General features: G+C 65.6%; 6 protein-coding genes and 3 pseudogenes. 3 read left to right on the top strand and 6 right to left on the bottom strand.

The annotated features are described in order from the left end of the window. Nucleotides 1-192 (top strand): ATP-binding protein (locus BFE01S_RS36340; RefSeq protein ID WP_245621289.1); only part of this gene is annotated, 192 nt, incomplete at its 5' end. A gap of 21 nt (nt 193-213) precedes the next feature. Here the strand turns inward: BFE01S_RS36340 and BFE01S_RS41635 are convergent. Continuing rightward, nucleotides 214-891: pseudogene (locus BFE01S_RS41635) on the bottom strand (GGDEF domain-containing protein); the annotation flags it as partial. A 2-nt stretch (nt 892-893) separates the two neighbouring features. Here BFE01S_RS41635 and glmS point away from each other — a divergent pair. Then, nucleotides 894-2609 (top strand): annotated as a pseudogene (gene glmS / locus BFE01S_RS41630) (glutamine--fructose-6-phosphate transaminase (isomerizing)); the annotation flags it as partial. 127 nt (nt 2610-2736) lie between these two features. On the opposite strand, the gene BFE01S_RS36325 reads toward glmS, so the two are convergent. From BFE01S_RS36325 to BFE01S_RS36315, 3 genes are read right to left on the bottom strand one after another with little or no spacing between them, the layout of a single operon-like run. Beyond that, complete coding sequence (locus tag BFE01S_RS36325) at nt 2737-3591, bottom strand: DUF6671 family protein (protein WP_004637164.1); 855 nt, start codon at nt 3589-3591, stop codon at nt 2737-2739. Then, complete coding sequence (locus tag BFE01S_RS36320; protein WP_004637165.1) at nt 3591-6143, bottom strand: YbcC family protein; 2553 nt, start codon at nt 6141-6143, stop codon at nt 3591-3593. The genes BFE01S_RS36325 and BFE01S_RS36320 overlap by 1 nt, the downstream gene beginning before the upstream one ends. Nucleotides 6144-6167: 24 nt before the next feature. Beyond that, nucleotides 6168-7742, bottom strand: a complete 1575-nt coding sequence (locus BFE01S_RS36315; RefSeq protein ID WP_004637167.1) for an NADH-quinone oxidoreductase subunit L — start codon at nt 7740-7742, stop codon at nt 6168-6170. Between the two features lie 99 nt (nt 7743-7841). Here BFE01S_RS36315 and BFE01S_RS36310 point away from each other — a divergent pair, with 99 nt between their 5' ends. Continuing rightward, nucleotides 7842-8744, top strand: a complete 903-nt coding sequence (locus BFE01S_RS36310; protein WP_004637169.1) for a LysR family transcriptional regulator — start codon at nt 7842-7844, stop codon at nt 8742-8744. Nucleotides 8745-9073: 329 nt separating this feature from the next. Here the strand turns inward: BFE01S_RS36310 and BFE01S_RS46165 are convergent. Next, nucleotides 9074-9169 (bottom strand): annotated as a pseudogene (locus tag BFE01S_RS46165) (DUF4148 domain-containing protein); the annotation flags it as partial. A gap of 143 nt (nt 9170-9312) precedes the next feature. After that, a partial coding sequence (locus BFE01S_RS41625) for a Tn3 family transposase (RefSeq protein WP_042340010.1) occupies nt 9313-9835 on the bottom strand: 523 nt, incomplete at its 5' end.

The following is a 9835-nucleotide window of genomic DNA, read 5'->3' as shown; positions in this document are numbered from 1 at the left end:
GACCCCTTGTTCGGCGTGTTCCAGCGCCTGCACCGCGAGACGGAGTTCGAGGGGGTGGGCGCGGGGCTCGCACTGTGCCGCGCCATTGCGCAGCGCCACGGCGCAGAGGTTAGCGCGACGGCGGTGCCGGGCGCTGGTTGCACGGTGCGGGTGCAGTGGCCGGTGAACCCTGCAGCCGCCAACGAGCCCTGACGCCGGCCGCAGTGCTGGCTGCTACACCGCTGGTACCAGCGCTGGCTCCATGCACCCCGCCACCTGATTGCGTCCGCCGTTTTTGGCGACGTACAGCGCTGCGTCCGCGGCGTCGATCCACGCCCGCAGGCTGCTGTGGCGGTGGTCGGCCGGGGCCACGCCGATGCTGCTGGTGATGCGCAGTTCGGGCAGGCTGCGCAGGCGCACGCCTTCTGTCTGCTCGCGGATGCGCTGGGCAATGGCCAGGGCGTCGCGCGCATGCATGCCGGGCAGCACGATGGCGAATTCGTCCCCGCCGTAGCGCCCCGCGCAGTCACCGGCGCGCACGTTGCCCCGCACCACATGCGCCAGCGCGCGGATGACCTCATCGCCCACGGTGTGGCCGTAAGCGTCGTTGATCTCCTTGAAATGGTCGATGTCCAGCATCAGCATGCAGGCGGGCTCGTCGGTGGTGTGGTGGCGGCGCAGTGCGGCCTCTGCCTGCTCTTGCCAGTGGCCGCGCCCGAACAGGCCGGTCAGTGCGTCCACGCGGCGCAGTTCGTCCAGCATCTGGTTCTGGCGCGCAGACTGCCGGATGAGCTGGTAGCTCACGGCGCTGACCGACAGCGTGTGCAGCGACATCACCGGCAGACAGGCCACTATCACGCGCATGGAGGTCTCGGGCGCCCAGTGCAGCCCCATGACCGCCGTGCTGGCCACGCGCCACCGGCATCGCCCACACCCGCTGGGCCACGCACGGCGCGCCTGCCGTGCACAACGCCCACCCGCATTTCAGCCACGGCACGGGCGCAGACGCCCATGCGCAGGCCGCAGGCCGGGTGGCACTGGTGCACAACGGCATCATCGAGAACCACGAAGAACTGCGCGCCCGCCTGCAGGCACGCGGCTACGTGTTTGCAAGCCAGACCGACACCGAGGTCATCGCCCACCTGGTGGACAGCCATTACAGCGGCGACCTGTTCGACGCCGTGCGGGCCACCGTGGCCGAACTGCATGGCGCCTACGCCATCGCCGTCATGCACAAGGACGAACCCCACCGCGTGGTGGGCGCACGCGCAGGGTCTCCGTTGATCCTGGGCGTGGGCAAGGACGCAACCGGCGCCTCGTCATCGCGCGAGCACTTTCTGGCCAGCGACGCCATGGCCCTGGCGGGCGTCACTGACCAGATCGTCTATCTGGAAGAGGGCGACCTGGTGGACCTGCAGCTGGGCCGCTACTGGATCGTGGGCAAGGACGGCAATGCGCTGACCACCGGGCAGCGCCCCGTGCGCACCGTGCAGGCCCACAGCGGCGCGGCCGAGCTGGGGCCGTATCGCCACTACATGCAAAAGGAAATCTTCGAGCAGCCCCGCGCGATTGCCGACACGCTGGAAGGCCTGGCCGGCATCGTGCCCGAGCTGTTTGATGGTGCAGGCCAGCATGGCGAGCCCGGCGCGGCTGCCTGGCGCGTGTTCAAGGACATCGACAACGTGTTGATCCTGGCCTGCGGCACCAGCTATTACAGCGGCTGCACCGCCAAATACTGGCTCGAAGAAATCGCGGGCATTCCCACCCAGGTCGAAGTGGCCAGCGAATACCGCTACCGCACCAGCGTGCCCAACCCGCGCACCCTGGTCGTCACCATCAGCCAAAGCGGCGAAACCGCCGACACCCTGGCCGCGCTGCGCCACGCGCAATCCCTGGGCATGCAGCACACGCTCACCATCTGCAACGTCGCCACCAGCGCCATGGTGCGCGAATGCAAGCTCGCCTACATCACCCGCGCCGGGGTCGAGATCGGCGTGGCCAGCACCAAGGCCTTCACCACGCAGCTGGCGGGCCTGTTCTTGCTGACGCTGGCCCTGGCGCAAAGCAAGGGCCGCCTGAGTGAAGAGCAGGAGGCTGCACACCTCAAGGCCATGCGCCACCTGCCCGTGGCCCTGCAGGCCGTGCTGGCGCTCGAACCCCAGCTCATCAGCTGGGCTGAAGACTTTGCGCGCATGGAAAACGCGCTCTTTCTGGGCCGAGGGCTGCATTACCCCATCGCGCTGGAGGGCGCGCTCAAGCTCAAGGAAATCAGCTACATCCACGCTGAAGCCTACCCGGCCGGTGAACTCAAGCACGGCCCCCTGGCCCTGGTGACCAGCGCCATGCCGGTGGTGACGGTGGCGCCCAACGACGCCCTCCTGGAGAAGCTCAAGAGCAACATGCAGGAAGTCCGCGCCCGTGCGGGTGTGCTGTACGTGCTGGCCGATGGCGACACCCGCATCGAAAGCAGTGAGGGCATCCACGTGATTCGCATGCCCGAGCACTACGGCGCATTGAGCCCACTGCTGCATGTCGTGCCGCTGCAGCTGCTTGCGTACCACACGGCCTGTGCGCGGGGGACGGATGTGGACAAGCCCCGCAACTTGGCCAAGAGCGTTACTGTGGAGTGAGCTGTCGAACACCCCGTTTTTTACCAACAACTGACTGATCGATTGGCCAGTTGTTGTTTGCTTTGTGACGCCTCGCCGGTCAGTGTTCAAACCACTGTGCTGAACGCGGGACCGCTGTGATTGCAAGTCAGGGATTGCAATACGCGCAGTGGCGAGGATCTGCCAATGCCCGCGTGGCTTTGCTCATTCTGGACTGGTATTCGCAGCGTGGGCACGACCACACCTCAGCGCGGCAGGATGCGGTAGGCCGTCCGCAGGCAGAGCAGGTAAGCCCCGGTATGCGTTCGGTGACCCAGTAACCCGGGGCGTTGCAGGCTGGGCAGTTCGACTGCAGTCGCTGCAGCAAGTCCTGCGCAGCTTGCTCGATGAGGCGCATGCGGGTGGGGTTGGCAAAGGCCCTCAGGTCCGTCTCCACAAAGACCTGGCGGTTGCGGGCCTGGGCTTGGCAGGCGTCGAAGCAGTGCCGCAGCCGGTCCCAGTCCGCGATGCCTTTGTGCATGCGGGTGTCGTCCTGGCTCTCCGGGCGCATCACCAGCTGTTGCTGCGGGAAGCCCTCGCGCTGCGCAAATGCCTCCACGGCACTCCAGTTATCGCTCAGCAGGTGCCCGCTGCGCGCAGGCCCTTGTGCCATGCCGACGACTTCGATGCCCATGCGGTCGTCCAGCCAGGCGATCAGCTCCACGTTCCAGGGCACCATTCCTGTGAACGGATCGGGACCAAAGCTGCCCTCGCTGGCCAGGCCGGCATCGAGGCCGGAGAGCTCCATGCCCTTGCGGGCTTTGCGCCGTGCTGCATCCAGTTGCGAGCCCGCACGTGCCGTTTCGCGGGTGAAGGTGCCCAGCAGGTCGGTATCGAACCCGCTGACATGTTCAATCGTGCAACCCAGACCCGGCTCCAGCGCGGGCGCGATGACCCGCTCCTTGCCATGCTGGGTCAGCAAGGCGATGCGGCGGTCTGCATAGGGGCGTGCACTGGGGTGCATCACCAGTTCTCCGTGTGCAGCGGCTCCCAGAGACCCTGGTCATAGCGCATCAGGTCGGTGCCTTCCCACCGCCAGAGGTGCAGCCACCCGTGGTCCACCAGTTGCTTGACGACGGCATGTTGATGGATCACTGCGTCGATGGATGGGCGGGGCGCATCAATCACCACGGTCAGCCTCAGTGGTTCGTGCAACCAGCGCTTGCCGTCGTGCACCGACTGCTGCGACAGGCCGATGCGCAGATCACCGCCGTTGCCTTCAAAGACGCCGATGTGTCCGCCCACCACGTTGTGCAGCACCTTGTTGCCACTCCCCAGGCGTGTGGGGGCGCAGGTGGATGCGTGGTACTGCCAGTTGATCCAGTGGGTGACCAGCATGGGCGCGGTCATGAGCGCTTCCAGCAGGCTGCCGTCGGGGTCTCTTTGGGCGTCATAGTCGTGCAGAAAGCTGCGTCCTTGTAGCGCAGCGCCCAGCGTCCTGTGCCGGGGTGCGATGACGAAGGCTGCGTTGCCCGCCAGGCCCCATTCCGGGCGCGTCTGGGCGCCATCGTTGGCGCGCCTTCGCAATTGCTTCAGCAAATCGTCGTGCGGTGTCCGTGGGTCGATGTGCAGGTGCGGTGCTCGTTCTCTGCGGACCTGGTCACTGGCATGGTGTAGCACCGGCTGCAGGCTGTCCCACCGTTGGCGAGCGGCTGGGGGCAGCAGGTCCAGGTCAAAGCCCTCGATCTCATCGGTTGTGGTGTTGTGCAGGGCCGCCACGAAGGTTGTGGACTCCGGAATGGCGATGCCTTGTTCCGCCAGGCCCGTACGCACGGCAGGTTCGTTCAGCAGTTGTGCCAGGCTGCGGGCACTGACTTCGCCGGTCTGGCCGCAGCATGCGCCGCAGTCCAGCGCTGCCGCATGGGCGTTGTTGGCCGACTGGCTGCCATGCCCTACCAGCAGTACCAGGGGCGCCAGATAACCGTCCAGCCCCATGGAGCGCAGCACCCGCGCTGCCAGCGACACCTTGGCGCCGATGTCCAGCCCCGTGAGCTGGGGCCGGCACAGGGGGCGATAGCGCGCAGGCAGGCCTTCCAGTGCATCGTTGGCCCTGGCTTGCCGGGAGGGCCGCAGCCATTGGCCCAGCTTGCCCGCATAGCCCACGCCCGCCGCTTCAACGAACGAGAACGCCGCACCCGGCCAGCGGCTGGCGGACAGCCATTGGTCGGCCAGCGCAAAGCGCCTGGAGCGTGCGTGGATCGCTGCTTCTTGTAGCGTCGCATCGGTCTTCAACGCGCCCGCAGTGGATGGCACGATGCAGTCAGTGGCTTCTACTGCGGGTGCCAACAGGCCCGGCAGGTGGGGCGTGCGAGCGCTGGTGCCCAGCGGTGTGTAGGCGAGGGGCAGGCCAAAAAATCCCGCGAACCCGATGGTCTGTACGGCGGGCCAAATGGCCTCCAGGGACCTCCGCAGTGGCTCGCTGCGCACATCAATACAAAAAGCGGCTTGCACCTCGATCTCGTGCTGGTTGGGCGGGGCACTGCCGGCACCGAGCAGCCGCTGAGCCAGTTGGCGCTGGTAGCCGACTTCCAGAGCTACTTGCCACACTTCGTCGACCAGCAGAGCCTGCTCTGCCCGTTGCAACAAGGCGGGGGCCTGGCCCCAGGCCTGTTGCAGCGCCTGGAAGGCATGGGTGCCTGCGGCATCGTCCTTGCAATGCAGTAGAACCGCACCCCATGCCAGCCGGATCGCCAGCAACTCCCGCAGGTGCGGGTCGGAGGTCTGGTTCAGGTGGGCCTGCCAGCCTAGATAGGCGCACCACGAAGCCCAGCCATTCACCGTCAGCAGCACCGACTCCAGATAGTCTGGCCACACCGCCTTGGGAAGGCGCAGCCTGTGCAGTACCCAGCGTTCGGCGTCTTCCCGGGTGGCGGGCAGAGCCTCCAAGGCCTCGGCGAGGTGTGGCAAGCCCATCAGCAGGCCGATGGAGTGGTCGTGCTGCAGAGTCTCGCGCCAGAACGCATACAGGCCCTCGGACCGCTGGGGCTGCCAGTCCGCCTGTGTCTGGTCGAAATAGGCGGCGCAGGTCTGGCTCACCTGGTGGGTGATTGCCTGGCGCCAGGACAAGCGGGTTTGGCGGTGGGGGTCGTTGTCCAGCACATCGATCAGCAGGGGCAATTGCTCTACGGGCTGGGTGTTGTGTAAGGCCTGTACGCAGTCTTCGGCAGTCAACCCGCAGGCTTGCGCCTGAGGCATCTGGCGGATCGCCTGATCAAGGTCCTGGGCGCTGATGCGTCCTTCCGTCCACGCTTGCAGTTGCCGGTCGCGCCCGGGAAAGACCTGAATGCCGCCCAGCGCTGCCATGCGCGCTGCCACCCGGCGCACCGGCATGCCGATGCGCGCCCAGTGCGGGTTGACTGCAATGGCACGGTCCAGGGGCCAGGCCGGTGCAATGGCTTGGCACGCTTGTGCGCAGGCGGTGTCGATGTCGTTGTGCGAGGCCGGGTGCTGCGCAGCGTGCGTGGGCGCTGGCGCCGCGAGCTCCTCGGTGGGGCAGTCGGTCAGTGATTCCATCATGGGGTTCTCCGGGTGCAGTGCGGTTCAGGGGGCGGCTCTGTGCAACGTGGGGCCTGCTACATGGGGGACCGCGTCACGCGGGGCAGGGGGTGTCCAGGCGGTGGGCCAGATGTACAGGGCCAGCCGGGTGTACGCCTCGTCGATGTAGAACCCTGCATAGCTCCACCTGCGCCAGGTCCGCAGCATGTGGGGCTGCCTCTGCAGCAGTGCCAGAAAGAGGTAAAGGCCTAAAAGTCCGATCAGTGCCAGCCACCCCAGCACGTGCGCCGGAGCATCGCGCAAGCCCAGTGGCACATGGTGGATGGCAACTGCCGCTGCGGTGAGGCCCGCCACCATCACCAGCCCGGCCAGGCTGTGCCAGGCCGCAGTCTTGGCGCTGGCCTGGCCCTGAGGCGACCAGAGCAGCGGTGCCCAGGCCAGTCCCAGCACGGCGGACCACCAGGCGGGCCAGGGCACCTCCGCCGCCACGTTCAGCACCAGCAGCACGGTGGCCGTGGCGGCGACGGGTGCCAGCGCCAGGCTGATGGCTGTGGGCGGGGTTGCGCTGTGCATGGCCTGCAGCCGCGCTTGCCGAACCGCGTTGGATGCCGACAGAAACACATGGGCCTTGTACAGCGAGTGCCCCACGAGGTGCAGCGCAGCCAGCGTGTACAGGCCCAACCCGCATTCGAGCAGCATGAACCCCATCTGCGCCACCGTGGACCAGGCCAGCCTGACCTTGATGCTGATGCGCGTCAGCATGACCATGCCAGCGAGCACGGCTGTACCGAGGCCAAAAACGACCAGCACGACGCGGGCAGCGGCGGCGTTTTCCAGCAAGGGGGCGAACCGTATCAGCACGAACCCGCCCAGGTTGACCACGCCTGCGTGCAGCAGTGCAGACACCGGCGTGGGCGCCTCCATGACCTGGATCAGCCAGCCATGCACGGGCAACAAGGCCGTCCGCAAAATCACGGCCAGGGTCAGCAACACCGCGCTGGCGTGCAGCAACGGGGACATGCCGTCGCGTGCGATGTACGCCCACAACGCCGACAAAGAACCGCTGCCGACTTCCAGCCAGGCCAGTGCCGCCGCACCGACCAGCAATACGTCGGCCACCCTGTCGGCCATCTGTTTTTTGTGGGCGGCCAGGCTGGCAAAAGCCCGGTCGGGGTAGAAGCACAGCAGGTGTTGCAGCGCAATGCCCACCAGAGCCCAGGCGATGGCCAGGACGATCCAGTGGTCTGCCAGCAGCAGCACGTGCACAGCAGCCAGCACACCCGCCAGTGCTGCCATGTAGCGCGGCTGGCCGGGCTCTCCCTCCAGGTACCTCGCAGAAAACGCTGCGATGACGGTGCCCAGCAGTTGCACCAGAACCCCCATGCACAAGCCCATCGGCGATGCCTTGAGCCAGCCAGCGTGGTCCAGCCGGCCGATGCCAGCCATGGCCGCAATCGCCGCCAATACAGAACCTGCCAAGGCGGCACCAGACAGGATCAGCATCCAGCGCCACAACGTGGCAACCGAGCCCTTGTGGCACAGTGCCAGCGCCATGGCGGCCAGCATGAGCATGCCCGGTGCCCATGCGCTGGCGTGGGACAAAACGTGAACAAATGGCATCACTCAACCTCCAGAAACAAGACTGGGGGCGATGATGCTGCGGGGTTATTGTTCTGTAAAATACATTGAAAAGAACAAAAAAATACTAAAAATAGAACAATGAGACTCGATCAACTCAACTTCAACCACCTGTTCTACTTTTGGCGTGTGGCCAAGCTGGGGCACCTTACCCAGGCAGCGCAAGAGCTGCACACGTCCCAGTCTGCGGTGTCCACCCAGATCCGGCAGCTGGAAGAGCGCCTGGGCGAAGAGCTGTTTTTGCGAGAGGGCCGCCGCCTGCTGCTGACCGACACCGGGCAACTGGTACTGGCATATGCCGAGAACATCTTCGGACTGGGTCAGGAAATGCTGGGGCGCCTGCAGGGCAGCGCGTCGGGGGTGACCCGGCTGCGCGTGGGCAGTGTGGCAACGTTGTCCCGCAACTACCAGGAAAACTGGATCCGCCCCTTGCTGGCCGACCCGTCCGTGGTTTTGACGCTGGAGTCAGGGCTGCTGGAGGGGCTGATTTCGCGCCTGGTGCAGCACCAGCTGGACGTGGTGCTGGCCAATGAGTCAGTGCCTTCCGACTCCGAGCGCCCCTTGCACTGCCAATTTCTCGGCAGCCAGTCCATCTCGCTGGTCGGCCCTGCCAGCGTGTGGCAATCGCGCTCGTTGCGCATACCTGAAGACCTGGAGGGTATGGAGGTGGCGCTGCCTGGCCCCCGCCATGCACTGCGTGCGCAGTTTGAAGCCCTGTGTGCATCGGCCGGGGTGACGCCCCGATTGCGCGCCGAGGTGGATGACATGGCCATGCTGCGCCTGATCGCCCGTGACAGCGGCTGGCTGACCGTGCTGCCCGAGGTGGTGGTTCAGGACGAGTTGCGCACGGGCATCCTCGTCAAGGTGGGCTACTCCGCCGGGCTGCAGGAGCATTTCTACGCCATCACCACCCGGCATCGGCACCGTATCGAGGTGCTGGAAACCCTGCTGGAACGTTCGTCGGGCCGCATGGGGCCGTCCTGACAGACCTAGGGCAACGCTGAACAAGTCCCTCGCGCACCGCGCACCCCTGCTTTGGGCGGTCTGCCGCGTTGCAAATCCTCGCGATAGCTACGGCTATCGCTGTGGTTTGCGCCTTGCATCCCATCCCAAATCAGGGCGTGCGCCACTGCGGGGACTTATTCGGCGTTGCCCTAGCTGGGATTCGTCAAAAGTTTGCCCCATGAAAAAAGCCCCGCAATGGGGGCTCGTTCATGGGCGATGCAATGTGATGCGGTGCACCGATGACGCCTTCGCTCAGCCGCAGTGGATGCGCCAAGCGGTGGCGTCCGAAACGCCCGCATCGGCTTGCATTACATGGCGTTGCCGATTTCGCCGTGGGAGATCTGGCCTGTGCGAACAGCTTCTGCGGCCTGGGCACGCACGGCAGCGCGGTCGGCGGTGGATTGGGGGTCCCCTCGTTTTCAGTGCAATAAGTGACGGTACGAAAAGCTAGCACTGGCGCGGAGGTGGTGTTGGTAGATCGTTGATTTCATTGACTTTCCTGTTCACTTTCAAATCTGCGATTCGTGGCGTCAAACCGTGATCGGTTTCATCCGTTGGTGCCAGTTATCGGTGCTCCCTGCCGCGAGGGCAGGATTTGGTCGGCATAACGGTCAACAGGAAAGCGGAACACGCCTCGCAGGTTGATGCTTTCCAGCCTGGTGGGAGCAATTTTTCCGATCAGTTCCGGTGGAATGACCTGGCGGCGGTTCGACCAGCGATCCAGGACCGCCTGCATCTGTGAGGTATTCCACGCCATCACGATGTTGGCCATCAGGCTCAACGCATCGGCCACAGCCTGCATTTCATCGACACGTTTGGCCTGCGCCGGGCTGATCCGGCCGGTATAAATGGCGCGCTTGAGGGCGTTAACAGCCTCGCCCCGATTGAGCACCCGGCGCAACTCGTTCCTGAAAGCGTCCTTGACAAAGTAGTCAGCCAAAAACGCCGTACGCAGCAACCGCCCCAATTGCACGCCAGCCTCATAGATTGGATCGCCCTGGGCGGCAGAACCGAACCGCGCAAGAGCTGCCACCGCACTGGCATGTCCGCTCATGACCGAGGCTGCCAGG

It is taken from the genome of Paraburkholderia ferrariae NBRC 106233 (genome assembly GCF_000685035.1).
GTDB lineage: Bacteria > Pseudomonadota > Gammaproteobacteria > Burkholderiales > Burkholderiaceae > Paraburkholderia > Paraburkholderia ferrariae.
This window is presented reverse-complemented; position numbering and strand designations above follow the sequence as displayed.

Bases quoted from the DNA above. Each gene is read 5' to 3' on its own strand.
- BFE01S_RS36325 (WP_004637164.1), bottom strand. From the start codon at position 3,591: ATGCACCCCAGTGCACGCCCCTATGCAGACCGCCGCATCGCCTTGCTG.
- BFE01S_RS36320 (WP_004637165.1), bottom strand. From the start codon at position 6,143: ATGATGGAATCACTGACCGACTGCCCCACCGAGGAGCTCGCGGCGCCA.
- BFE01S_RS36315 (WP_004637167.1), bottom strand. From the start codon at position 7,742: ATGCCATTTGTTCACGTTTTGTCCCACGCCAGCGCATGGGCACCGGGC.
- BFE01S_RS36310 (WP_004637169.1), top strand. From the start codon at position 7,842: ATGAGACTCGATCAACTCAACTTCAACCACCTGTTCTACTTTTGGCGT.